This is a genomic window from Salmonella sp. SAL00670, assembly GCF_046552235.1.
Lineage (GTDB): Bacteria > Pseudomonadota > Gammaproteobacteria > Enterobacterales > Enterobacteriaceae > Salmonella > Salmonella enterica.
In genome coordinates, this window is the sequence record NZ_JBGDUO010000023.1 from 1 (window position 1) to 562 (window position 562).

1 rRNA gene is annotated in these 562 nt (G+C 53.7%); it reads left to right on the forward strand.

The features are described 5' to 3' along the window. Window positions 1–20 precede the first annotated feature (20 nt). Window positions 21–562 (forward strand): 23S ribosomal RNA (locus ACLJRS_RS23585); the annotation flags it as partial.

The window sequence follows — 562 nt, forward strand, 5'->3', positions numbered from 1 at the left end:
GAAACATCTTCGGGTTGTGAGGTTAAGCGACTAAGCGTACACGGTGGATGCCCTGGCAGTCAGAGGCGATGAAGGGCGTGCTAATCTGCGATAAGCGCCGGTAAGGTGATATGAACCGTTATAACCGGCGATACCCGAATGGGGAAACCCAGTGTGACTCGTCACACTATCATTAACTGAATCCATAGGTTAATGAGGCGAACCGGGGGAACTGAAACATCTAAGTACCCCGAGGAAAAGAAATCAACCGAGATTCCCCCAGTAGCGGCGAGCGAACGGGGAGGAGCCCAGAGCCTGAATCAGCATGTGTGTTAGTGGAAGCGTCTGGAAAGGCGCGCGATACAGGGTGACAGCCCCGTACACAAAAGCGCATGTGCTGTGAGCTCGATGAGTAGGGCGGGACACGTGGTATCCTGTCTGAATATGGGGGGACCATCCTCCAAGGCTAAATACTCCTGACTGACCGATAGTGAACCAGTACCGTGAGGGAAAGGCGAAAAGAACCCCGGCGAGGGGAGTGAAAAAGAACCTGAAACCGTGTACGTACAAGCAGTGGGAGCAC